Consider the following 24,481-nt stretch of genomic DNA (forward strand, 5'->3'; position numbering starts at 1 on the left):
AAGAAGCAAGAGAAAGAGAAACAAAACTTAATAACCTCATAGATAAGTTTGCAGATAAATTTAACATTGTAGAAGATATTAAAGAAGATGTAGATACAATTAAAGATCATCTTTTTAATAATAAAAGTAAATAGAAAGAAGGAATTAATATGGATAAAATTTTAGAACCAATACTAGGAGCAGTAGCTATAGGAGTTACAGGAATATTAGTAGCAATAATTAAAAGTGTAGGAGATGTAGCCATTGAATATATAGGTAAGAAAAAACAAGTAGTAGAACAAAGATTACAACTAGATAAACATGTAGAAGAAGTAGAAACAGCTAAACAAATATGGAATATAGTAGAAGAAAAATATAGAATTACAGATAATATTAAAGACTTAGCTAAATCTAAAGCAGATGAATTTGATAAGTTATTGCTAGAAAAGATACCTTATCTTACTGAAAATCAAGTTAAAATGTTAAGACAAGCAATAGCTGGTGAAGTGAATAAAGGAAAAGCATTATTAAATGAAGATAATTTAAAACAACAAGCAACAGAATTAGTAAATAAAAATAATGCTTTAGAATCAGAAAATGCAGCACTTAAAAATAAATTAGCAGCTATATCAAGTTATGTACCAACAGAGCAAGAACAATAATCTTTGCTCTGTTTTATTATCAAAAATTAGTATAAAAATTAAAATGAGAATTTATTATATATAAGTTAGATGTAATAACGAGTTATAGATTCTCATTTTTTATATAAAAATAAATTAATGAGAAAGAAGGAATAAATTATGAAAATTAATAAAGTATATTTAAGAGGACAAGATGATGTAACAGGATGGAATGAACCAAATAAAATTATAATTCATCATCCAGAATATTATGGATCAGTTCAAGGATTGAATGATGTTATGAGAAATATGGGATTTACTATGATAGGATACAATTATTATGTAAGAAAAGATGGTTCAGTATGGCAAGGTAGACCAGTAAATGTTACAAGTGGTAATTGTTATGGTCAAAATCATAGCAGTATAGGAGTTTGTTTTGAGGGTAACTATGATAAAGATACATCTATGCCAGAAGCTCAATTTAATGCAGGTGTAGAGCTTATTAAATACTTAAAATCTAAATATGGAATAAGCGAAGTAAATGGACATAAGCATTATTACAATACAGATTGTCCAGGTAATAACTTCCCATTATCAAGAATGTTAAGTGCTGTAAAATCAAATAGTTCAGCTACTGACCATAGTAGTGGATTAGTTGAACAACACGGAAAATGTACAGTTATAGTTGATGAATTAATGATAAGGGAAAGACCTTCTACTAATTCAAAGGCAGTAGGTTCTTATACCAGAGGTGAAAGTGTAAATTACGACTATTATATAGATAACGAAGGTTATAGATGGATTAGCTGGATAGGTGCTAGTGGAAATCGTAGATATATGGCTGTAAGGGTTTTATCTTCTAATAAAAGATATGGTAAATGTGTATAGAAAGTAGATGATTTTATGTACAATATAATTATGTTAAAGATTAAATTATATAGGGTGGAATTAAGATTATATAAAATAATTAATAAGAGATTACCTAGACTATCAAATTTAATTAGAAAAAACATTAGCAAAAATATTCTTAATTTAGGTATTGAAATAAAAGAATATATAAAATAGTAAAAGAGCTGTAGGGATTAAGTTCCTTACAGCTCTTTTTTTATTGGATTTGAATTAGTAGTAAATTTAATGAATTTAATATTTGAAAAACTCTAATAACTTTATTGGATAAGTATTAACAGAGATATTTTTATTATTAACTATATTAAAAAACTTATTCATCATAAAACAAAAAGATCTGGAAGAATAATCTTACAAATCTTTTTGTTTTCCATTTGAGCATAAAGTAATATTTAATTAAATTGATAAAGGCATATCAATAATAAGCTAAGTAAATCTTAGATTATTATTGATTTTAGAGTTTAAATTATTATTGAAAAAACCTAGAAGTTAATTTATGAGTATATTATAAATTAAAATTTAAAATAAGAATAGAGTTGAAAAAGTATTTTAACAAAACGTTTACAAGAACTTGATTTAAGATTAAATTCATTATGTAATGATATTTTTTACTTCATTTTAAATGGAACAGTTTGAATAAAATAGTTATAATTTAAGGTAAAAGAGCTATAAGGATTAAGTTCCTTATGACTTTTTTTGTGATTACATATTCTTTATAGGAGAATAATTTTTATAAACCTCTTTCATTATAAAGTATATTTATTAAAGTAAATATTTAATATATTAAGTTTACAAAAATAGTATTTATATTTACAAATTATTTATTGTTAAACACAAAAAGAACTGCAAGAATAAATCTAACAGCTCTTTTTATGTTTTCTAATTGTGAAAAAGTAATAATTCAACTTTGTAAAAGTAATGACAATGATAAAAATATTATAAAATAAAAATATACTTATTTGATAAAAAATAGAAATAATTAACATAACGTTTACAAAGAAAGGTTGAACTTATGATATTATATTAAAAATACTTTATAATATAGTTAAATGGGGGATGTATGTTATCAGAAATTACTCAAATTTTAATATTCATTTTTAATATAATATTATTTGTAATAGCAGTAATAATTATAATAAAATGGATAAAAAATAAATAAATTAAAAAAATAATTGTAAGTTAAAAACCATAAAAGAGCTGTAGGAACTTAATCTCTACAGCCTTTTTGTTTTCTAATTTGTTTATGTAAGCGATGAAAAAATAGTATAGTTACTACAAATTAATTATATATTATATAAAATAAAAAAATCAACCAAGAGACTGGTGCAACTCAGTTGATTTTTTTCATTTAAGTTTGGCATGATATAAAAATATTTTAATATAAAATATAAAACAATAAAATATTAAATTACTAAAAATAAACATAATTTACAATTGATTAATAATTGTTAGTTTTGTCTATGCTAAAATATTCTTATAAATAACTAAGGAGGATTTTTATGGGATTTCTATTTGATAAAATTACTGAACAAAGAGAAAAAGAAATAAAAGAAGATATATCTAAACTTGGAGAATATTCTTTAGATAGTGATAAAGATGATATTAAAGAATTAAAAAGATTAATAAAAAATAATGAAGAATGTTTATTGATAGTATCAGGAACTGCATTTAATAATAACTGGAAAATAGCAATAACAAATATTAGAATCATACTAATAAGAAAAAAAATATTTAGTAATGGAATAGATGAAAAAGATATTTATTTAGAAGATATATTAAGATTAGATAGTAAAAAAGGAAAGATGTTATCAGAAGTAAAAATTATTTCAAAATATGAAGAGATTTTAATAACTAATTTAGGAACAGTGTATTTAAATATGTTTTTAGAAACAATAAACAACAATATTAAATCAAGTAGTAATGAAGCAATAGAATTTAATATAGAGTCTAAAGTATCTAAAAGACAGAAAGAAAAACAATATCAAAAAGATAGGTTAGAACAATTAGAAAGAGATCATATACCATATTGTCCTAAATGCAAGAGTACATCATTAACGTATGAAAATAAAAAGTTAAGTGTTGGCAGAGCTGTAGTAGGAGGAACATTATTTGGTGAGAATGGTGCTATCCTTGGAGGACTTACAAGCAAAAAAGGATATGTTAAATGTTTAAATTGTGGGCATAGATGGAAGTTATAATAAAAAGACTGGGAGTTTTTATTCCCAGTCTTTTTCGTCAAAAATTCGTCAAAAATATGTTAATGATTCTACTTATTCATTAACTATATATTAAGATACATTAATCCCTTAAAATGACACAATAACTAATGTTAGCTACGATTTTTCAAAAATTGATTAAATATATTTTTTTATGTGGGACAATGTAATGAATAATTGGAATTAGTATTTTTAAATATTAATGGTATATAAAAAAAGCAGTAATAGAAAATTTACTGCTTTTTTTATTCTAAGTTAATGAGAAAAATATAATTAATAATTATAAAAGTAAATAATACTATAAGTTTATAGGTTTTATTAAAGTGCACTTAAGGTTTAGTTTAAGAAAATGGTTCGAAATTTATTTGTTTAATTGATAATATTTATTTTTAGTATACATAATTTAATTGATAATATTTATTTTCAGTGTATATAATAAGTTCTATTTTATCTTTATTAGTTATTAAAAATATTTTATATAGTATTAGTATTTAAAGTGAAATTTATAATATAAAAGATATATTATAGCGACTAATGAAATTTTAATTTATTTTATTGTCTTAAATTCAAACCCTTTACTTTTAAAATATTCAATTATGTCAGGTAAAGCTTTAGCAGTTTCAGATTTACCATATGTATCATGCATTAAAACAACAATACTATCTGCATCTTTTCCAAGTTTATTTACACTATTTTTTAAATATGAAACTAATTCTTTAGAATTTTTTTTTCTGCCTTCTGCATCTCCATTTAATGCATTCCAATCAATATTTTTTATGCCAAGTTCATCTATTTTATTTTTAAAGTTTTCTTTTCCATTCCAAGTACGATATCCTCCTGGTAATCTGAAAATTCTAGTACAAAAGTCTTTACCTAATATATCTTTCATTAAATTATTATTTTTCTCTAAATCTGATATAACATTATCTACATTTATAGTTCTAGAAGGATAAAGATAATTATAATTATGACTATATGTATGATTTCCTATGGCATGTCCGTTCTTAGAAATTTCTTTTAACAGTTCTTTAGACTTTTCAGTTGCTATTATGGATTTACCTACTACGAAAAATGTTGCTTTGACATTATATTTTTTTAAAGTATGGAGTATATTTGGGGTGTTTGTTATTGATGGTCCATCATCAAAAGTTAAATATACAACTTTTTTATTATCTGATCTAATAGGATAATGTTTAAATCCTTTCAATAAATCATTTATATTTTGAGAAACGATTAATGCATCATCTGCATTTGGATCTTCTTTTAGTTCTAGATAATTACTGTTATCTAAATTTTCTTTTACAGTTATATTTTCGGCCTTAGCAATTTTAGGAGTATCAAATTTATAATTTTTTATACATAATAAAGAAAGTGATATAATTGATAAGGTTATTATTGTAAATAGTATTGTTTTTCTATTTTTGTACATATATAAGTCTCCTTTTAATATTAATTGATACTTTTAGTATTGTTATTAATTGAAATTTTATTCTAATATTAAATTGAACTAGATTTAATTAATAGGATTTTAAGGTATAAATAAATTATTCATAAATACAATATAATTTGTGTGATAAAATACTTTATGAAGTGTTATGTAATAAATATTTATATAAATAAGACTTTGTAAATGGAAAAAAATTCATAAAATTTATATGAAAAATTAATATAAGTAAAAACTTATTTATAACATAACATAATAATATTTCACTTATTTATATTTGGCATATATAATTAACGGGTAGAAAACAGTGGAGGTAAATAAATGAAAGTTAAAAATAGTTTATTAAATAAATTAGAAAATTATCCAATAGGAATATGCGGAACTTCATTAGCATTAATAACTATAGGTTCAGCATGGCAATTAAATGGAATTAAATTCTTTAAACCTGTAGCAGTTATATTTGCAATTATGGCCTTATTATTAATGGTTTTAAGAATATTTATATTCCCTAAAAAGATTTTAGAAGAATTAAAACATCCTGTTTTAGGAAGCTTTTATCCAACTATAGATATGGCTCTTATGTTAATAGCAGCCTACTTTTTAGATGTAGTGCCTAAAATAGCAGAAACTGTATGGCTTGCATGTATAGTAATACATTTTGTACTATTTATAGTATTCTCTATATTTAGATTTAAAAGCTTTAAATTAGAAGATATGGTTCCTAGTTGGTTTGTAATATGGATTGGGGTTGTTGTTGCATGTGTTACAAGTCCAGGAATGGGTCATGATAGCTTAGCTAGAGGATTATTTTATTTTGGATTTGTATTATATATAATTACATGGCCAATAATGTTATATAGAGTATTCAATCACAAGGCAATAGAAGAGCATAAATTACCAACAATAGGTGTAATGGCGGCTCCAGCGAGTCTTTGTATAGTAGGATATACTTCAGCATTTACAGTTATAAACCCTTTAATACTTTGGGTATTAGTTGTGATTTCATTTATAAATTTATTTATTGTTTATAGCTATATAATAGGATTTATAAGAAAAGGGTTTGCACCAACTTATGCAGCTTTAACATTCCCATTAGCAATAAGTGTAATGGCAGCTTATAAAGTTAGCAAATATTTAGGAAGTGGAATTTTACAATCTGTATTTAAAACAATAGGAGACCTTGAGATATTTATAGGTACAGGTGTTATATTATATGTTGTATTTAACTTCTTATTATTATTTGCAAAAGCAATAAATCCAAGATTAGAAGAAGCTTTAGAAAGAGAAGAACAATTATTTGGAACAACTGCTAAAGAAGAAACTTTACCAGATTCAGAAGTTGAAGAGTTAACAAAATAGTTTAAAAATAATAAATAATTACTTCTTTAAATTATTGACAATTTATCTTTTTAGTGGTATTCTTACAAACAAGATAACCTTTAATTTGATCCAGAGAGATCATTAAGGAAGTAATAGTAATGTAGTTATATACGGGATAATTACGCCTTCCTTAAATTTAAGGAAGGCTTTTTTTAAAGCTTTTTATGACAAGTATATAATTGCAAGAAAATATTTCCCTTTAAATTTAACACGGAGAGGTTAAGAAGGAGTGATATTATGTTAAAAAACAGACATTTAATAGACCCTATGGACTTTACTATAGGTGAATTACAAGAAATTTTCGAATTAGCACATCAAATTATAGAAGATCCAAAAAAATATTCACATATATGTGATGGAAAGATTTTAGCAACTCTATTTTATGAGCCTAGTACAAGAACAAGATTTAGCTTTGAAGCAGCTATGATGAGACTAGGTGGAAATATCTTAGGCTTTTCAGAGCCAAATTCAAGTTCAACATCAAAAGGTGAAACACTTGCAGATACAATAAAGATGGTATCAATTTACTCAGATGTAATAACAATGAGACATCCAAGAGAAGGATCAGCTAGAGTAGCAAGTATGTATTCAGATGTATCAGTTATAAATGCCGGCGATGGTGGACACCAACATCCAACTCAAACTCTAACAGATTTATTAACAATAAAAACATTAAAAGGTAATCTTGAAAACAAAACAATAGGAATATGTGGAGACTTAAAGTACGGAAGAACAGTACATTCTTTAATAAAAGCAATGTCAAGATATGAAGGAAATAAATTCGTATTAATATCTCCAAAAGAACTTAGAATTCCAGATTATATAAGAGATGAAGTATTAAAGAAAAATAATATAGAATTCAAAGAAGTTGAAAGATTAGAAGATGTAATATCTGAAGTTGATATTCTTTATATGACAAGAATTCAAAAGGAAAGATTTTTCAATGAAGAAGAATACTTAAGACTTAAAGACAGTTATATATTAGATATTGAAAAAATGAACCTTGCAAAAGAGGATATGATAGTTATGCATCCACTTCCAAGAGTTAACGAAATTGCTGTAGAAGTTGATAGTGATAAGAGAGCAGCTTACTTTAAGCAAGCTGAATATGGAATGTATGCAAGAATGGCATTAATATGTAAACTTTTGGGGGTATGTTAATATGTTAGAAATTACAAGTATAAAAAATGGATTAGTTATAGACCACATAAAAGCAGGAGTTGGAATTAAAATATTTAATCACTTAAATTTAGAGAAATCAGATTTAAGTGTAGCCTTAATAATGAATGTCCCAAGTAATAGATCAGGAAAAAAAGATATTATAAAAATTGAAGATATAGAAAGAATAAATTATGAAGTTTTAGCTATGCTTTCTCCTAATGTAACAGTAAATGAAATTAGAGACGAAAAAATAGTTAATAAAATAATACCAGAATTACCACAAAGGGTTAAAGGTATTATTACTTGTGATAATGTAAGATGTATAACAACTGATGAAAAGTATGTACCTCAAATATTCAATTTAGTGGATAGAAATGAAGCTACTTATAAATGTGAATATTGTGATCATATAATGACACTTAAATAAAATGAGGTGCTTAATTTGAATATTTTAATAAAAAATGCAAATGTAATAGATTCATGCCAAAATTTTTATGGTGATGTTTATATAGAAAAAGGAAAAATAAAGGAAATAGGAACTGATATAAATATAGGTGGAGTGGAAGTAATTAATGCTGAAGGATTAACATTAATGCCATCATTTGTAGATACACATGCTCATTTTAGAGATCCAGGACTTACTTATAAAGAAGATTTAGAAACAGGATCAAAGGCTGCATTAAGAGGAGGATATACAGGGGTTTGCCTTATGGGAAATACAAACCCTGTGTGTTCAACTAAAGAAGTCTTAGATTATGTAAAAGACAAAGAAAAGAAATTAAATCTTATAGATATACATCAGTGTGTAACTATAACAAAGAATTTTGATGGTAAAACAATATCACATTTAGAATGTTTCAAAGATGATGATAGGGTTAAAGCTATATCAGATGATGGTGTTGGGGTATCAGATTCAAGAATTATGATGGAAGCTATGAAATTAGCAAAAGAAAATAATTGGGTAGTTATGTCTCATGCAGAATCAGGAGAATTTTCAGATATAGATATGAGACTTGCTGAAAACATGATGACTTGGAGAGATATAACATTAGCAAAAGTTACTGGAGCAAAGCTTCATATGGCTCACGTAAGTACAAAGGAAGCTATGAAATACATAATAGATGGAAAATGTGATGGAGTAAATGTAACTTGTGAGGTAACACCACACCATATAGCACTTACTAATGATGTGAATAATTATAGAGTGAATCCACCAATAAGAGAGCATGAAGACGTAGACTTTTTATTAAAAGCTATAAGACACGGTGATGTAGATTGTATAGGAACAGATCATGCACCACATACAAAGGAAGATAAAGAAAAAGGATCTCCAGGAATGGTAGGACTTGAAACTGCATTTCCTATATGTTACACAAAGTTAGTTAAAGATGGAGTTATTTCAATTAATAAATTATCAGAAATGATGTCAAGAAATCCGGCTAATATTTTAGCAATGAATAAAGGGAATATTAGTATAGGATTAGATGGAGATGTTGTTTTATTAGATCTTAATAAAAAGATAGTAGTAAATTCAGATGAGTTTGAATCAAAAGGTAAAAATACTCCATTTGAAGGCATGGAATTTTATGGAGAAGTAGTGATGACTATAAAAGGTGGAAAAGTTTTATATAAAAAATAGTGAGGGGCAAATTATGAAAAGTAAGATTATAGATAAATTATATGATAGAGTTTCAGAAAGAGGAGTAGTTTGTATTGGACTTGATACAGCACTTGATTATATACCATCATTTATAAGAGAAGGTAAAAGTGATAAAGATGCAATTGTAGAGTTTAACAAAGCTATTATAGATGAAACAAGAGATGTTGCAGCCTGTTTTAAAGTACAAATAGCGTATTATGAAGCATTAGGAATGGAAGGATTAGAAGCTTACAAAGAGACATTAGCATATCTTAGAGGTTTAGATGAAATAATAATTGCAGATATAAAAAGAGGAGATATAGCAGCAACTGCAAAGATGTATGCAAAAGCTCATTTTGAAGGAGATTTTGAAGCGGACTTTATAACATTAAGTCCTTATATGGGAATGGATAGTATAGAACCTTACATTCCATATATAGAAAATGGAAATAAAGGTGTATTTAGCTTAGTAAGAACTTCTAATAAAGGTGCATTTGATATAGAGTATATAAAAGCTAAATCAGGAAGAAATGTTTATGATATAGTTGGAGAAAAAGTCTTACAATTAGGAGAGCCTTTCAAAGGAGAATGTGGATACACACCTATAGGAGGAGTTATAGGATGTACTCATGTAGAAGAGGGAGCAAAAATTAGAGAAAATTTAAAAGATATGTTCTTTTTAATACCTGGATATGGAGCACAAGGTGGAAAAGCTGAAGATGTTGCAATGTATTTAAATAATGGTAATGGTGGAGTAGTAAATTCATCAAGAGGAATTCTTTTAGCATACAAGAACAAAGAGGTAAGTGAGAAAGATTTTGCAAAATGTGCAAGAGAAGAAGCTATAAGAATGAGAGATGAGATAAAATTAGCTTGCAATAGATAGGAGGAAGTTTAATGAGCATAAACTACAAGAAGGTTAAAGTAATAAGCAATGATGAAATATCAAATGGAATATTTAAATTAGTAGTAGAAGAAAATCAAGATATAAAATGTGGTCAATTCTATATGCTTAAAGTTGACTGTGCATTACTTCCAAGACCTATAAGCATATGTGAAAAAGATGGAGATAATTTAACATTTCTTTATTCAGTAGTTGGAAAAGGAACAGAAGAAATAAGTAGATTAAAATCAAATGAAGAAATAAACATTACAGGTCCTCTTGGAAATGGATTTAATGTAAATGAAAAGCTTGGAAAAGTTGCATTAGTTACAGGTGGAATAGGAACTGCACCTATGCTTCAAGTTGCTAAAGAATTAAAAGAAAATGGAAATAGTGAAGTTATAGATTTATATGCAGGATTTAGAGATGAAGTATACTTAATAAATGATTTTGAAAAATATGTTGATAACATAAATTTAGCAACTAATACAGGAAAGCATGGAATAAAAGGTTTTGTAACAGATATTTTAGATGCTAAAAAATATGATGTAGTATTATGCTGTGGTCCTGAAATAATGATGAAAAAAGTTATAGAGTTATGCAAAGAGGTAGAAGTTAAAGTATATGTTTCAATGGAAAAACATATGGCTTGTGGAGTTGGAGCATGTCTTGTATGCACGTGTAAAACAAAGGATGGGCATAAAAGAACTTGTAAAGATGGTCCAGTTTTTGATGGATATTATGTGGAGCTTTAAGGAGGGGTATTATGTTAAAGGTAAATATAAATGGAGTAGAATTTAAAAACCCTGTTATAGCAGCTTCAGGGACATTTGGATTTGGACAAGAATACAATAACTTTTATGATGTTGGTATTTTAGGGGGAATATCAACAAAGGGGTTAACTTTAAATAAAAAAGATGGAAATAGTGGTATAAGAGTTTATGAAACTAAAGGTGGAATGATGAACTCAGTTGGACTTCAAAATCCAGGGGTTGATCATTTTATACAATATGAATTAAAAGATATGAAAAAATTAAAAACAAATATAATTGCTAATGTTGGTGGCGGTTGTATAGAAGATTATGAAATAGCAGTAAGCAAATTAAATGAAACTGATATAGATATGATAGAACTTAATATATCATGTCCTAATGTAAAGTCTGGGGGAATGGCTTTTGGAATAAAAGGTGATGTAGCATTTGAAGTTGTAGAAAAAATAAAAAAAATTACTAACAAACCTCTTATGGTTAAATTATCACCAAATGCTGAGAATATAGTAGATATGGCTTTAAAGTGTGAAAAAGCTGGTGCAGATTCAATTTCATTAATAAATACATTAAAAGGAATGGCTATTGATATAAATAAAAGAAAACCAGTATTTGATAACGTATATGCTGGACTTTCAGGACCTTCAATAAAACCAATTGCGTTAAGAATGGTTCATGAAGTATCAAAGGCAGTAAATATACCTGTTATAGGACTTGGAGGAATAAGTACTGCAGAAGATGCAATAGAATTTATGATGGCTGGGGCGTCAGCTATACAAATAGGAACTATAAATTTTAATAATCCATTAGCAGGAAAAGAAATAGTTGAAGGAATGAAAAATTTCTTAATAAAAGAAGGAATAAAAGATATAACTGAAATTATCGGAATTGTCTAAAAATTAACAAAAATTTGGAGGTTTTTTAAGATGAAAGCATATAAAAAAGCATTTATTGAGTTTATGGTAGAATGTGGAGTACTTACTTTTGGAGATTTTGTAACTAAAAGTGGAAGAAAAACTCCATTCTTTGTTAATACAGGAAACTACAAAAAAGGAAGTCAATTAAAAAGACTTGGAGAGTTTTATGCAGAAGCTATAAAAGAAAATTTTGATGATAACTATAATGTGTTATTTGGACCTGCTTATAAAGGTATTCCGTTAACAGTAACTACATCAATAGCTTTATCAGATCTTTATAATATAGACGTAGACTACTGCTCAAACAGAAAAGAAGTTAAAGATCATGGTGACAAGGGGATACTTCTTGGAGCGAAGTTAAAAGATGGAGATAATGTTTTAATTGTAGAAGATGTAACGACTGCAGGTACTTCAATATATGAAACAATGCCTATATTAAAAGGTCAAGGTGATGTTAATGTAGAAGGACTTATAATATCAGTAGATAGAATGGAAAGAGGTCAAGGAGAAGCATCTGCATTAAAAGAAATTAGAGAAAAATTTAATTTTAAAACATGTGCAATAGTTACTATGCAAGAAGTTATAGAATACTTACATAATAAAGAAATAAATGGAAAAGTATTAATTGATGATGAAATGCTTGAAAGAATAAATGATTATTATAAACAATATGGGGCTATAAAATAATAATTAAAATTAAATATTACTAAAATATGTTAAAAAAAAGGACTTTATGTTAAAAAAAAATTTACATTTAGTCCTTTTTAATTTAAAATAAAAAGTGAAAGAAATTTTGGGTTATGATAAGAAATTTCAGTTGAAAATAATTATTGACTGTTAAAATTTTATCATTTATAATCAAAGTATATTATTAATTGAAAGGGAGGCGACGCACAGTGTTTAATCAATGGGAAGGCTTTAAAGATGGAAGCTGGAAAGAACAAATAGACGTTAGAAACTTTATACAAAATAACTATACTCCATATGAAGGAGATGCTTCATTCTTAGCAGGAGCTACAGAAAATACTAAAAAGTTATGGGATGAGGTTAGTGAACTATTCAAGAAAGAAAGAGAAAATGGAGTTTTAGATGTTGATACTAAAACAGTATCAGGTATAGATGCTTATGAGCCAGGCTATATAGATAAAGCTATTGAAAAGATTGTTGGAGTACAAACAGATGCGCCACTTAAAAGAGCTGTTATGCCACAAGGTGGGATTAGAATGGCTGAAAATGCAGCTAAAGCTTATGGATATGAGGTAGATTCAAAAATATCAGAAATATTTACAAAGTATAGAAAGACACACAACCAAGGTGTTTTTGATGTATATACAGATGAAATGAAATTAGCTAGAAAGTATGGTATTGTAACTGGACTTCCAGATGCTTATGGCAGAGGAAGAATTATAGGTGACTATAGAAGAGTTGCATTATATGGTGTTGACAGATTAATAGAAGATAAATTAGAGCAAAAGAAAAGCTTAGAAGTTGGAACAATTGATGCTGATATTATTCAATTAAGAGAAGAAATAACTGATAAAATAAGTGCATTAAAAGAACTTAAAGCTATGGCTTTAAGTTATGGATTAGATGTATCAGTTCCAGCTAGTAATGCAAGAGAAGCTGTTCAATGGTTATACTTTGGATACTTAGCAGCAATTAAGCAACAAAATGGTGCTGCAATGTCATTAGGAAGAACTTCAACTTTCTTAGATATATTTATAGAAAGAGATTTAAATGCAGGAGTTATAACTGAAGAAGAAGCTCAAGAGATTATGGATCACTTCGTAATGAAACTTAGATTAGTTAAATTCTTAAGAACTCCTGAATATAATGACTTATTCTCAGGAGATCCAACTTGGGTTACTGAATCAATTGCTGGTATGGGACTTGATGGAAGAACATTAGTTACTAAGAACTCATTTAGAGTACTTAATACACTTTATACTTTAGGACCATCACCTGAACCAAATTTAACAGTTTTATGGTCAACTAGATTGCCACAAAACTTTAAAGATTTCTGTTCAAAGGTTTCAATTGATACAAGTTCTGTACAATATGAAAATGATGACTTAATGTTAGAATACTGGGGAGATGATTATGCTATAGCTTGTTGTGTATCAGCAATGAGAGTTGGAAAGCAAATGCAATTCTTTGGTGCTAGAGTTAACTTGGCTAAAACTTTACTTTACACAATAAATGGTGGTAAGGATGAAAAATCTGGAGTACAAGTAGCTCCTAAGATGGAACCAATAACTAGCGAATATTTAGATTATAATGAAGTAATCAAAAAATTTGATGTAATGACAGATTGGCTTGCTAATCTTTATGTAAATACATTAAATTGTATACATTACATGCATGATAAATACTCATACGAATCATTACAAATGGCTTTACATGATAGAGATGTATTTAGAACAATGGCTTGTGGTATAGCAGGTTTATCAGTATGTGCTGATTCATTATCAGCAATTAAATATGCTAAGGTAAAACCAATAAGAAATGAAGAAGGAATAGCTGTAGACTTTGAAGTTGAAGGAGATTTCCCTAAATACGGAAATGATGATGATAGAGTAGATGAAATAGCTGTATATCTTGTTAAGAACATGATGGATAAAATCAGAAAGAACAAAACTTACAGAAATGCATATCATACTCAATCAATATTAACTATAACTTCAAATGTAGTATACGGTAAGAAGACTGGTACAACTCCATGTGGAAGAAAAGCTGGAGAACCATTTGCACCAGGAGCTAACCCAATGCACGGAAGAGATTCAAGTGGTTCACTTGCATCATTAAATTCAGTTGCTAAGCTTCCATATGAGCATTCACAAGATGGTATATCAAATACTTTCTCAATAATACCAGATGCTTTAGGAAAATCAGCTGAAGAAAGAATATCAAACTTAAGTAATTTAATGGATGGATATTTTGGACAAAGAGCTCATCACTTAAATGTTAATGTATTTAATAGAGAAACTTTATTAGATGCTATGGAAAGACCGGAAGAATATCCACAATTAACTATAAGAGTTTCAGGATATGCTGTAAACTTTATTAAGCTTACTAGAGAACAACAATTAGATGTTATAAACAGAACATTCCATTCAAAAATGTAATGTAATTTAAAAGTATCCTCTGCTAATATATTTTTGGCAGAGGATATGTATTATAATTTTAAATAAATAAATTTTGATTTTTAAATAAATTATTTACTTAAAATTATAAATTAGGAGGTACATACAATGACAACAGGATTAATTCACTCAATGGAAACTATGGGGCTTGTTGATGGACCAGGAATAAGAGTTGTAGTATTTATGCAAGGATGTTCATTAAGATGTAAATATTGCCATAATCCTGATACTTGGGAATATGGAGTTGGGGAAAAAATTACACCAGAAAATTTAGTTAAAAAATTAAAAAGATATAAGGCATATTTTGATACATCAAAAGGTGGAGTCACTTTTTCAGGTGGAGAGCCACTTAGACAGCCTGAATTTTTAATAGAGGCATTAAAGCTTTGTAAAAAGGAAGGAATACATACATGTATTGATACTGCAGGTTCTGGAATTGGAATGTATGATGAAATATTAAAATATACTGATTTAGTTCTTTTTGATGTAAAAGATGTTACTAAAGAAGGATATAAAAATGTAACTTTAGTTGATATGGATGAATCACTTAAATTTATAGAAGCAATGAAAAAAAATGAAACGAAAATGTGGATAAGACATGTAGTAGTACCAGGACTTACTGATGGCGAAGAACATATAAAAGAATTTAAAGAGTTTATAAAAACATTTGATAATGTTGAAAAGGTAGAGCTTTTACCATATCATTTGCTTGGAGTAAATAAGTATGAAAAGATTGGTATAAAATATCCATTAGAAGGTGTTGAAGCAATGGATAAAGAAGTGATTAAAAAATATTATGAAATAATAAATGAATAAATTAATTTTTAGGATAGAATTAAGTTGTAATTTATAAATTAATTCTATCCTAAATTTTTAGTAAGAATTAGCTATTTTAGAAAAATATCCATGAGGAATAATTTTTCTTTTTAACCCTTCAATAACGACTAGATAAGTTGCTGCTGTATCGAATCTAGCATCGTGGTAATCAGAGCTTCCACCAAATAGTTGTTTTGCTTTAGTCTCTATTTGATCTTTTGTTATATTTAAGTAAGATATAACTTCTTCTAATTTTGGATTTTTATATGTTCCGTTAGGCTTTAATATTTTGCATACATCTCTATAATAGTCCATAGTACAGAATGTTCTTTTAGGTTCATAATTAGCACCTAAAAATATAAGTTCGCTATGTAAAAACTTAATATCAAAATTAACATTATGGCCTATTACAAAGTCTGCATCCATAAAATCATCTATAAATTCAGAGACAGTATCTTCAAAATACATTCCATTTGAAAGTTCATATAATTTTTCTAAAGAAAATCCATGAACTGCTTCTGCATTTGGATCCATTTCATCAACTGCAAAGAAAAAGTTCTTACCTTCTGTTTTTTGTGGCTTTGTACTTGTATCAACAGTTATATAACTAAGCTGGCATATATGACCAGGACGTATACTAGTTGTTTCTGTATCGAAAAAAAGTAGTTTCATTTTAAGATATCCTCCTAAGTCTTTTGAGTATAATAAATATTATATACCATATTTGTTAACAATAAAATAACAAATAAAGTATAGTAAAACAGTAAGAATTAATTGAAAGTGATTATTGATTATAGTATAATATGTAATATAAAGAGTAGTAAAAGAGAAAACTAATATGAGATAAATAGATATAGTGATTAGGAGTGATACAACATGTTAGTAGAAGGAAAAAGAAAGGTATCTATAATTGGTGCAGGTTTTGTAGGAGCTACAACAGCATATGCATTAATGAATAGTGGAATAGCAACAGAAATTTGTATTTATGATATAAATATGGATAAGGCTATGGGTGAAGTTATGGACTTAGTTCATGGTACATCATTTGTAAAGCCTGTTAATATATATGCAGGATCATTAGAAGAAACAAAAAATTCTGATATAGTTATAATTACAGCAGGAGTTGGACCAAAAGAAGGAGAAACTAGATTAGACGTTATAGATAAAAACTATAAGATATTTCAAGGATTTGTTCCAGAATTAGCAAAGCTTAGCCCTAATGCTATACTTTTAGTAGTTTCAAATCCAGTTGATGTATTAACTTATATAACTTATAAATTATCAGGATTCCCTAAAGAAAGAGTAATTGGTTCAGGTACGGTTTTAGATACATCAAGATTAAAATATGTTTTAGGTAAATATTTTAGCGTAAATAATAATAACATTCATGCATATGTAATTGGGGAACATGGAGATAGTGAAGTTGTAACTTGGAGCAATGGAAGAATTGGTGGAGAAGACTTTGATATTTATGCTAATCAAACAGGACTTTCTTGGGATGAAGAAACTAAAAAAGTAATAGAAGAAGATGTTAAAAATGCAGCTTATGAAATAATAAATAGAAAGAAAGCAACATATTTTGCAGTAGCACTTGCTGTAAATAGAATAGTTGAAGCTATATTTAGAGATGAAAATAGCATTTTAACAGTTGGATCATTATTTGAAGGTCAATATGGAATAGAAGATATGTATTTAGCTATTCCAACTATTGTAAATAGAAAAGGAGCTAAAGAGATTATAGAAATACCTTTAGCAAAATCAGAAGAAGAAAAACTTAAAAAATCAGCTGAAATATTAAAATCACATTTAAATAAGTGTCATATTTAATATTTGATAATAAAAGCACTATTTAATTTAAAATAGTGCTTTATTTTTTTAGAATTTTTGTATATAATAATATTCAAAATCAAAGGAGGGCTATTTATGAAAGTAGAAGGAGTAATAATTCCAGAAGATTACAAAAGTAAAACAACACTAATTGAAACAGAAATGCATATAAAAAGTATTAAGGATTTCTTTGAGAAGAATTTGGCTGATAAGTTAAATTTAATAAGAGTTTCTGCACCGCTTTTTGTTGATGTAAAATCAGGATTAAATGATAATTTAAATGGAGTAGAAAGACCAGTTAAATTTGATGTTTTAGCAACTAATGAAGATGTTGAAATAGTACATTCACTTGCAAAGTGGAAGAGAATGAGTTTACATAGATATAAATTTCCAGTTGGAAAAGGTTTATATGCTGATATGAATGCTATAAGAAGAGATGAGGATCTTGATAATATACATTCAATTTATGTAGACCAATGGGATTGGGAACTTATAATGAATAAAGAAGATAGAAACTTAGAGTTTTTGCAAAGTGTAGTTAAAAAAATATATAGTGTATTTAAAGATACAGAGAAGTATGTTAAAGAAAATCTTTTAGATATTGAAGAAGAATTGCCAGAAGAAATATTTTTTGTAACATCACAACAATTAGAAGATATGTATAAAGATTTATCGCCTAAGGAAAGAGAAAATGCTATATGTAAGGATAAAGGGGCAGTCTTTATAATGCAAATAGGAGATAAGCTAAATTCTGGAGAAAAACATGATGGAAGAGCACCAGATTATGATGATTGGAAATTAAATGGAGATATATTATTTTGGAATAAAATATTAGACAGTGCTATTGAATTGTCTTCTATGGGAATAAGAGTAGATGAAAAATCTTTAAGTCGTCAGTTAAATGAAGCTGGTTGTGAAGAAAGAAAAGAACTAGATTTCCATAAATCATTATTAAATGGAGAATTACCTCAAACTATAGGTGGTGGAATTGGACAATCAAGAATATGTATGTATTTCTTAAGAAAGGCTCATATTGGAGAAGTTCAAGCATCAGTTTGGGATGAAAAAAATTATAAAATTTGCAGTGAAAATGGAATAGAATTATTATAAACAAATAGGACTACAAAATTGTAGTCCTATTTGTTTATATTTAAGTTTAATTAATAAAAGTTAATGTTTGAATATATTAGAATTTAATAGTCAATAATACAAACATAATATTAAAGAAAGGAAAGTATGAATTTGTATCATACATAAGTATTATGAGGCTTTTAAATATTTTAATAATTTTTATTATGATAATGGTTGTTATAAAGTCTATAACTCCATTAATAAATAAGATGGTTACACTTGAAGATGAAAAAGTTAAATTTAAAATGAAAGTTAAAAAAGAAAGTATAAATAATATGACTGGACTTGAATTTGAATCTTTTTCAGCATGGTTTTTTGAAGAAGTATATGGGTTTAATGATATAGTTATTACACAAGCAACGAATGATGGTGGCGTTGATTTAATTATGACAGATAATAATGGAGAAAAAATATATGTTGAGTGTAAAAGATATAATAAATTTAAAAGGGCTAGTAAATATGAATTTAATGAAGATGAGGAATATGACTTTATAATTGGAAGAGAGATATGCCAGAAATTAGTTGGTGCAATGACCTTAAATAATATAAAAAAGGGAATAATAATGACTACTGGAGATATTAATAAAAATGCTCTTAATTACGTAGAAAAATTAAGAGAAAATAGTGGTGTAGACATAAAATTTATAACAATGGAAGAAATAATAGAAGGATTTGAAAAAGTACAAGAAGATTTGGATTATTCAATTGAAGTTGAAATATAAGAGGATATAAATTAATTTATATCCTCTTATTTGTATTTAAAATTAATTTTTAAATGTTATTTCACCACTTATAACCTTTTTTATATTTCCATTTGAATCTTTTATTATTAATTCACCAAAGTCATCTATGCCAAGACAAGTAACCTTTTCTTCTTTTCGTAAAGTTATTAATGTTGCTTCTTTATTAATTAACATAGAATTGTTTTTACAAATTTTTATTACTTCAGATAAATCATTATTATTTATGAAGTTATTATATAAGAATTCAAAGTTATTTAGAAATTTAGCTAAAATTTCAGATTTATTAAATTCAGTATTTTTCTCTAATAATAAAGATGTAGCTGTATTTAAGTCATTTGTAAAGTCTTTTTCATTAATATTTATATTAATACCTAATCCAACTATAATATAATTAATTTTGTCCATATCAGCATTCATTGTAGTTAATATGCCACAAACTTTTTTATTATTTATATAAATATCATTTGGCCATTTAATTTTACATTGTATATTAAGATTTAATAGAACTTTTACCATAGCTGCAACTGTTATTAATGTTATTTTGTTACCTTCGTTTGGAGAAATGTTTGGTTTAAGCACAAAGGACATCCAAAGTCCACCTAAGGGAGATTGCCACTGTCTATTAAATCTACCAGTTCCATTAGTTTGAGTTTCAGAAACTATTACTAAACCATCTTCACAATTATTTTGAGCTAAATCTTTTGCAACTAAATTTGTTGATGTTACTTCTTTATAATGTAATAAATTTCTACCAATAAATTTTGTGTTTAATAGCTTGTTCACTATTTCTATATTTAATGTGTCAGGAGATTTTATTAATTTATATCCTTTATTTCTAATAGCATCAATTAAATAGCCTTCTTTTTTTAATGAATTTATATGTTTCCATATAGAGTTTCTAGATACACCTAAAAGATTACTTATATATTCACCAGAAATATAATCATCGGTAGATAATAATAAGTCTAATATTTTATTTTTCATAATTGCCTCCAAGGAAAAATTTTTTATTAATTATATTATAGACAAAAAATGAGTAAAATAATAAAAAAAGTAGCTTAAAAATAATAAAAACAAATAAATTTTAATAGAAATGTAATTTTATAAGTGCGAATATACTGGTTTTATGTCAAAAAGTCTATTATAATGTTATTAGTTAACTGAAATTAACAAAATATTAATTTAATAAAAATTATTTTTAAGAAAAATTCTTAAATTTTTTAGGGAGGTAAAATATGCAACAAAAGGGAGATAAGAAAAAAGCAAATTCTACTGAAAAAAAGAAAATGTCTAAAAAGAAAAAGGTATTACTTTCAGTTGGAATTGTATTTCTTCTTATTATACTAGGAGTTGGTGGAGCTTATATGTATATAAGGGGTCAAATCTACCAAGGAAATCCTAATGGAGAAGAAGTAACTTATGAAGAGCAACCAGGCATTACAAACATACTACTTATAGGAACTGATGCTCGTAAGTTAGATGAAGCTGCAAGAGCTGATGCTATTATTATTGCAACAATTGATAACAATAATAAAAAGTTAAAGCTTACTTCAATTATGAGAGATACTTTAGTAAATATACCAGGTCATGGAGAACAAAAAATAAATGCTGCACTAGCATTTGGTGGACCAGATTTATTAATGAAGACAATAAAAGAGAATTTCAATTTATCATTAAATAAATATGTAATGGTTAACTTTAATGGATTTACATCAATTATTGATGCTGTTGGTGGCATTGATGTAGATGTACATGAGTATGAAATAAAAGAGTTAAATAAATTTATTGGAGAATATGAAAAGGTAAAATCTCCTAAGATAGAAAAACCAGGAATGCAACACTTAGATGGTCAGCAAGCTTTAGCTTATGCAAGAATAAGAAAAGTTGGTGATGGAGATTATGAAAGAACAGAAAGACAAAGAAGGGTAATAGATTTAGTAACACAAAAGTTTAAAGATTTAAGCGTTATTAAATATCCATCAGTTATGGGAGAGTTATTACCATATGTAAAGACTAATATAGAACCAGCTATGATATTAAATTATGCATATACTGTTTCTAAATTTCCAAGTCTTAAATTTGAACAATTAAGAGTTCCTGTAAGTGAAGATATTTCATGGGGAGGACTTTATAAAGATAAAGGTTGGGTTTTAATTATAGATAAAGAACAAAATGCTAAAATAATGGATGACTTTATATTTAATAATAAGAAACCAACAAAAGATAGTTATAGTGTGGATGTGTGGAAATCTAAGCTTCAAGAATATATGGGAGCTAATGAGGAACATATTAAAGATAATGGACCTCTTCAAGAAAAAGATGAGGATTATATTCCACCTACTAATAATTCAAAAACAGAAATAAAACCAAATAACAATGGAAGTGGAAGTGGAAACTCAAATAGTTCAAGTTCTAATAACCAAAGTAAACCAAAACCACAACCAAAACCAGAGAAGCCAAAACCACAACCAGAACCGGAGAAACCAAAACCACAACCAGAACCGGAGAAACCAAAACCACAACCAGAGAAACCAAAACCAGAACCAGAGAAACCACAGCCAGAACCAGAGAAACCATCAAATTCAGAACAAAATACTTCAAACAGTAATAAATAATAAACTTTATTATAATAAACAAGACACGGCTTATTTTTAAAAGCTGTGTTTTGTGTTATAATACTATAAAATGGAAAAAGGAGAATTTTAGATGGAGTTTTTATTAGGTAAAATAATGATGCTACCTGCTATACTTATAGGTTTTACATTTCATGAATATGCTCATGCTAAGATGGCAGATAAGCTTGGAGATAAAACACCAAGATTCCAAGGAAGACTTACATTAAATCCTATTGATCATTTAGATCCTATAGGTACTTTATGTATATTGTTTTTTGGAATAGGGTGGGCAAAACCTGTACAAGTTAATCCATCAGCTTTTAAAAATTATTATAAAGATGATTTAAAGGTAAGTTTAGCTGGTCCTATTGCAAATTTAATAGTAGCATTCTTTGGAATGATATTATACACTTTAATTTTCATATTAGGTACTTCAGGAGTATTAGGAGGAACTTTATTTTCAGTTCTTTTTAATATGGCATCTCAAATAGTGTGGTTAAATGTAGTATTATTTGTATTTAACTTATTACCACTTCCAGGACTAGATGGATTTAGTATACTTAGAGATTTAAGTCCAAAACATTTCTATAAAATATCAGATAATATTTATAGATATCAATTTATAATATTTTTAGCTGTAATATTCTTTGCAGGTCCTATAATTAGAATACCAGCAAATTTTATAATGAATTTATTATCAAGTATTGTAGGAACAGTATTTGGATTCTTTTTTTAAAAAAACAGTTAGCAAAATAAAATTTGCTAACTGTTTTTATATTAATCTACTTTTTCAATTATTAATTCTTTGCCATATATTTGTTTAAAGGAATATGCACTTCTCATTGCTTGACGAATTTCTAATTCTAAATCAAGTGATGATTTTAATTTAAGTACAACAGAATCAGGTAAAATATCAACTATTAATTCTTTAACAGCACCACCTAGACTTCTATCTAAACTTTCAGCAATTTTTATTATAGAACCTAAATATTCTATTGCATTAATATCTATTCTATTTATTATAGAACTAAATTGCGGATATGGCATATGATAGGAATTATTTCTATGAGATGCAGCAACAGTAGCACTTATTAATAAATCTTTATGACTAAGACCATTTATAGATGAATTTAATATAATATAAAAGCTATGCTTATGATGATTATAATAATCTATACTTATGCCACAATCATGTAACAATGCTGCAGTTTTTAATATTTTTTTATAATTATCATCTAGTTTATGAATAGGCTTTAAATTATCAAATAAATTCATTGCAATATCATAAACATTTTTGGCATGATTTTTATTTATATTAAGTTTATTCATTATACCTTTTATACTAAATATAAGCATATTTTTTTCATAATCGTAATGTTCATCTATATACTTATACATAATACCTTCACTAAGATCTTTAGATGAAGTTGTTAAATTTGTTATATTACTATATTTTTGTAAATTTTTTAAAATACAAAGTCCTGAAACAATTATATCAGCACGTTCGTGAGGTAGTCCATAAACTTGATAACGTTGTTTTAAGCATTTACATTTTAATAGGTTATATATTTCTTGTACATCTATATCAGTTAAGTTATAGTTATGTTCTATATCAAGAGGATAACGCTTTCTATATCTATCTATTTTACCAAGGCATTTAATAGTTCCTCCAACACCAACTATAGATGGTGAGTCACATTCTTTAAGCCATTTACATTCTTCTAAACAATCCATAACTTTATTTTTAGCTGATTCAATATTTTGATTTAGTATTCTATCATGTAATTCATATTCGTATGTAAGATTTAAAGTACCTATAGGCATTGAATGGCATTCTTTTATTTCACCATCTTTAACCCAGGCTAAATGAGTTGATAATCCTTCTATATCAACTAAAAGGTAATTATCAAAGTAAGTAGTATTAGAAATTCCTAAGAAATTAAAATAAATTTCTTTTTCAATATCTAATATATTTACATCTATATCTAATTCTTTTTTTATTAAATCAAAAAGTATAGTGCTGTTTGAAGCATTCATAAAATCTTCAGTAGCAATAGCTATTATTTTTTCAGCACATGATATTTTGCACATAGATTTAAATGTTCTTAAAGTTGATAGGGCAGTATTTAATTTATCTGATGATATTTCGTTTCCATATACTAAATCTTGGCATAATCTAATTGATGTTTTTAATTCATCAATCGGTCTAAAATAACCATCATCTTCAACTTCATTTAATGTTAATGTAACTGAGTTAGCACCTATTTCAATAACACCAATTCTTCTCATAATAA

23 protein-coding genes are annotated in these 24,481 nt (G+C 26.8%); 19 read left to right on the forward strand and 4 right to left on the reverse strand.

Annotated features, from left to right (window positions below; translation table 11 throughout):
• The 4 genes from O212_RS0106925 to O212_RS16395 form a co-directional block, all read left to right on the forward strand.
• Positions 1-134, forward strand: a 134-nt coding sequence (locus O212_RS0106925; protein ID WP_029699229.1) for a BhlA/UviB family holin-like peptide, incomplete at its 5' end; no start/stop codon positions are given.
• Positions 135-149: 15 nt separating this feature from the next.
• Positions 150-641, forward strand: a complete 492-nt coding sequence (locus O212_RS0106930) for a hypothetical protein (protein ID WP_024614397.1) — start codon at positions 150-152, stop codon at positions 639-641.
• A gap of 138 nt (positions 642-779) precedes the next feature.
• Positions 780-1,487 (forward strand): N-acetylmuramoyl-L-alanine amidase, encoded by a 708-nt coding sequence (locus O212_RS16195; protein WP_051372995.1) that lies wholly within the window; start codon positions 780-782, stop codon positions 1,485-1,487.
• 1,517 nt (positions 1,488-3,004) lie between these two features.
• Entirely contained in the window at positions 3,005-3,703 is a 699-nt protein-coding gene (locus O212_RS16395) for a PH domain-containing protein (protein ID WP_024614399.1), read from the forward strand.
• A gap of 565 nt (positions 3,704-4,268) precedes the next feature.
• Here O212_RS16395 and O212_RS0106955 read toward each other — a convergent pair.
• Positions 4,269-5,150: a polysaccharide deacetylase family protein gene (locus tag O212_RS0106955; RefSeq protein WP_024614400.1), complete on the reverse strand. Its 882-nt coding sequence runs from the start codon at positions 5,148-5,150 to the stop codon at positions 4,269-4,271.
• A gap of 336 nt (positions 5,151-5,486) precedes the next feature.
• Here O212_RS0106955 and O212_RS0106960 point away from each other — a divergent pair, with 336 nt between their 5' ends.
• The 10 genes from O212_RS0106960 to pflA all read left to right on the forward strand — a co-directional run bounded on the left by O212_RS0106960 (position 5,487) and on the right by pflA (position 15,871).
• Positions 5,487-6,524, forward strand: coding sequence for a TDT family transporter (locus tag O212_RS0106960; RefSeq protein WP_024614401.1), 1,038 nt, complete (start codon positions 5,487-5,489; stop codon positions 6,522-6,524).
• 258 nt (positions 6,525-6,782) lie between these two features.
• On the forward strand, positions 6,783-7,706 hold the full coding sequence (gene pyrB / locus O212_RS0106965; RefSeq protein WP_024614402.1) for an aspartate carbamoyltransferase: 924 nt from the start codon (positions 6,783-6,785) through the stop codon (positions 7,704-7,706).
• A gap of 1 nt (position 7,707) precedes the next feature.
• Entirely contained in the window at positions 7,708-8,133 is a 426-nt protein-coding gene (locus tag O212_RS0106970) for an aspartate carbamoyltransferase regulatory subunit (protein WP_024614403.1), read from the forward strand.
• A 15-nt stretch (positions 8,134-8,148) separates the two neighbouring features.
• Positions 8,149-9,345, forward strand: coding sequence for a dihydroorotase (locus tag O212_RS0106975; RefSeq protein ID WP_024614404.1), 1,197 nt, complete (start codon positions 8,149-8,151; stop codon positions 9,343-9,345).
• Positions 9,346-9,358: 13 nt separating this feature from the next.
• Positions 9,359-10,231 (forward strand): orotidine-5'-phosphate decarboxylase, encoded by an 873-nt coding sequence (gene pyrF, locus O212_RS0106980; protein ID WP_024614405.1) that lies wholly within the window; start codon positions 9,359-9,361, stop codon positions 10,229-10,231.
• An 11-nt stretch (positions 10,232-10,242) separates the two neighbouring features.
• On the forward strand, positions 10,243-10,983 hold the full coding sequence (locus tag O212_RS0106985) for a dihydroorotate dehydrogenase electron transfer subunit (RefSeq protein WP_024614406.1): 741 nt from the start codon (positions 10,243-10,245) through the stop codon (positions 10,981-10,983).
• Positions 10,984-10,994: 11 nt separating this feature from the next.
• The gene (locus O212_RS0106990; RefSeq protein ID WP_024614407.1) at positions 10,995-11,891 is read left to right on the forward strand and encodes a dihydroorotate dehydrogenase; all 897 of its coding nucleotides are present in this window, start codon (positions 10,995-10,997) and stop codon (positions 11,889-11,891) included.
• A 30-nt stretch (positions 11,892-11,921) separates the two neighbouring features.
• Complete coding sequence (pyrE, locus tag O212_RS0106995; protein WP_024614408.1) at positions 11,922-12,599, forward strand: orotate phosphoribosyltransferase; 678 nt, start codon at positions 11,922-11,924, stop codon at positions 12,597-12,599.
• A gap of 209 nt (positions 12,600-12,808) precedes the next feature.
• The gene (gene pflB, locus O212_RS0107000; RefSeq protein WP_024614409.1) at positions 12,809-15,037 is read left to right on the forward strand and encodes a formate C-acetyltransferase; all 2,229 of its coding nucleotides are present in this window, start codon (positions 12,809-12,811) and stop codon (positions 15,035-15,037) included.
• A gap of 126 nt (positions 15,038-15,163) precedes the next feature.
• The gene (gene pflA / locus O212_RS0107005) at positions 15,164-15,871 is read left to right on the forward strand and encodes a pyruvate formate-lyase-activating protein (protein ID WP_024614410.1); all 708 of its coding nucleotides are present in this window, start codon (positions 15,164-15,166) and stop codon (positions 15,869-15,871) included.
• A 57-nt stretch (positions 15,872-15,928) separates the two neighbouring features.
• Here the strand turns inward: pflA and O212_RS0107010 are convergent, their stop codons facing one another.
• Positions 15,929-16,543: a 3'-5' exonuclease gene (locus O212_RS0107010; RefSeq protein ID WP_024614411.1), complete on the reverse strand. Its 615-nt coding sequence runs from the start codon at positions 16,541-16,543 to the stop codon at positions 15,929-15,931.
• A 204-nt stretch (positions 16,544-16,747) separates the two neighbouring features.
• On the opposite strand from O212_RS0107010, the gene O212_RS0107015 reads away from it, so the two are divergent.
• The 3 genes from O212_RS0107015 to O212_RS15975 all read left to right on the forward strand — a co-directional run bounded on the left by O212_RS0107015 (position 16,748) and on the right by O212_RS15975 (position 19,551).
• Positions 16,748-17,698 carry an L-lactate dehydrogenase gene (locus O212_RS0107015; protein WP_024614412.1) on the forward strand — a complete coding sequence of 317 codons (951 nt, stop codon included), beginning with the start codon at positions 16,748-16,750 and terminating at the stop codon, positions 17,696-17,698.
• Positions 17,699-17,794: 96 nt separating this feature from the next.
• Positions 17,795-18,808 (forward strand): aspartate--ammonia ligase, encoded by a 1,014-nt coding sequence (gene asnA / locus O212_RS0107020; protein WP_024614413.1) that lies wholly within the window; start codon positions 17,795-17,797, stop codon positions 18,806-18,808.
• A 191-nt stretch (positions 18,809-18,999) separates the two neighbouring features.
• Positions 19,000-19,551: a restriction endonuclease gene (locus O212_RS15975; RefSeq protein WP_024614414.1), complete on the forward strand. Its 552-nt coding sequence runs from the start codon at positions 19,000-19,002 to the stop codon at positions 19,549-19,551.
• 42 nt (positions 19,552-19,593) lie between these two features.
• On the opposite strand, the gene O212_RS0107030 is transcribed toward O212_RS15975, so the two are convergent.
• Entirely contained in the window at positions 19,594-20,556 is a 963-nt protein-coding gene (locus O212_RS0107030) for a biotin--[acetyl-CoA-carboxylase] ligase (protein WP_024614415.1), read from the reverse strand.
• A 251-nt stretch (positions 20,557-20,807) separates the two neighbouring features.
• On the opposite strand from O212_RS0107030, the gene O212_RS15980 reads away from it, so the two are divergent.
• Both O212_RS15980 and O212_RS0107040 read left to right on the forward strand, forming a co-directional pair.
• On the forward strand, positions 20,808-22,187 hold the full coding sequence (locus tag O212_RS15980; protein ID WP_024614416.1) for an LCP family protein: 1,380 nt from the start codon (positions 20,808-20,810) through the stop codon (positions 22,185-22,187).
• Between the two features lie 91 nt (positions 22,188-22,278).
• Positions 22,279-22,923, forward strand: a complete 645-nt coding sequence (locus O212_RS0107040; protein ID WP_024614417.1) for a site-2 protease family protein — start codon at positions 22,279-22,281, stop codon at positions 22,921-22,923.
• Between the two features lie 41 nt (positions 22,924-22,964).
• Here the strand turns inward: O212_RS0107040 and O212_RS0107045 are convergent, their stop codons facing one another.
• Positions 22,965-24,476: a Ppx/GppA phosphatase family protein gene (locus O212_RS0107045; protein ID WP_024614418.1), complete on the reverse strand. Its 1,512-nt coding sequence runs from the start codon at positions 24,474-24,476 to the stop codon at positions 22,965-22,967.
• Positions 24,477-24,481 lie beyond the last annotated feature (5 nt).

It is taken from the genome of Clostridium sp. Ade.TY (assembly GCF_000498355.1).
Lineage (GTDB): Bacteria > Bacillota > Clostridia > Clostridiales > Clostridiaceae > Clostridium.